Below are 1,525 nucleotides of genomic sequence, written 5' to 3'. Positions count from 1 at the left end.
TTCAGCACCACGCAGTTGCCGAAGGCCAGCGCCGGCGCGATCTTCCATGCGGGAATGGCAATGGGAAAGTTCCACGGCGTGATGAGGCCGACCACGCCGACCGGCTCGCGCGTGATTTCCACACCGATGTTGGGGCGCACCGAGGGCAGCACCTCGCCCGACAGGCGCAGGCACTCGCCCGCGAAGAACTTGAAGATCTGGCCCGCGCGCGTGGCTTCGCCGATGCCTTCGGCCTTGGTCTTGCCTTCTTCGCGCGCCAGCAGCGTGCCCAGTTCTTCCTTGCGCGCAAGGATCTCGGTGCCGATCTTGTCGAGCGCGTCGGAGCGCGCCTGGATGCTGCCCGTGGCCCAGGCCGGGAAGGCGGCGGTGGCAGCGGCCACGGCGGCATCGACATGCGTTGCGTCGCCTTGCGTGTACTGGCCCAGCACGTCGGCCAGGTTGCTGGGGTTGACGTTGGGGCTGTAGCTTGCGCCGGCACGCCATTCGCCCGCGATCAGGTTGTCGAAGTTCTGCATGAGGGGTTCCTTGCTGCTCGATGAAAAGAAAGAAGCCGGAGCGACGAGGGAGGCTCCGGCTGCGGGAATTGAAACGGGAGACTAAACCTTCAACGGACCATGCATGGTTTCTTGTTGTCGAAAGTCCAGTTCGGAATCAGGTATTGCATGGCCTGCGCGTCGTTGCGCGCGCCCAGGCCGTGCTTCAGGTACAGCTGGTGCGCCTTCTCGACTTCGGCCATGTCGAGCTCCACGCCCAGGCCGCCGCGCGTCGGCACTTTCACGAAGCCGCCTTCGATCTGTAGCGGCGCCTTCGTCAGGCGCTGGCCGTCCTGCCAGATCCAGTGCGTGTCGATGGCCGTCACCTTGCCGGGCGCGGCCGCGGCGACATGCGTGAACATCGCGAGCGACACGTCGAAGTGATTGTTCGAATGCGAGCCCCAGGTCAGCCCCCAGGCCTGGCACAACTGCGCCACGCGCACCGAGCCCTGCATGGTCCAGAAATGCGGGTCGGCCAGCGGAATGTCGACCGACTGCAGCGAGAGGCTGTGCACCATCTCGCGCCAATCGGTAGCGACCATGTTGGTGGCGGTCGGCAGGCCGGTGGCGCGGCGGAACTCGGCCATGACCTCGCGGCCCGAGAACACGCCTTCCGCACCGCACGGGTCTTCGGCATAGGCCATCACGCCGTGCAGGTCGCGGCACAGGCGAACGGCGTCTTGCAGCAGCCAGCCGCCGTTCGGATCGAGCGTGACGCGCGCTTGCGGAAAGCGTTCGTGCAATGCGCGAATGGCCTCGACTTCTTCTTCGCCGCGCAGCACGCCGCCCTTGAGCTTGAAGTCGGTGAAGCCGTAGCGCGCATGCGTGGCCTCGGCCAGGCGCACGATCGATTCGGGCGTCATGGCTTCTTCGTGGCGCAGGCGGAACCAGTCGTTGTCGGCACCGGGGTCGGCCTCGTACGGCAGGTCGGTCTTGTTGCGGTCGCCCACGTAGAAGAGGTAGCCGAGCATCTGCACCGCATCGCGCTGCTG

General features: G+C 66.2%; 2 protein-coding genes. Both read right to left on the bottom strand.

What is annotated here, in order from left to right; genetic code table 11:
* On the bottom strand, positions 1–515 hold a 515-nt coding region (locus DBV14_RS32825; RefSeq protein ID WP_124466356.1), incomplete at its 3' end, for an aldehyde dehydrogenase family protein.
* A gap of 89 nt (positions 516–604) precedes the next feature.
* The coding region (locus tag DBV14_RS32820; RefSeq protein ID WP_124466353.1) for an enolase C-terminal domain-like protein at positions 605–1,525 on the bottom strand (921 nt) is incomplete at its 5' end.

It is taken from the genome of Variovorax sp. KBW07 (genome assembly GCF_003852515.1).
Lineage (GTDB): Bacteria > Pseudomonadota > Gammaproteobacteria > Burkholderiales > Burkholderiaceae_C > Variovorax.
This window is presented reverse-complemented; position numbering and strand designations above follow the sequence as displayed.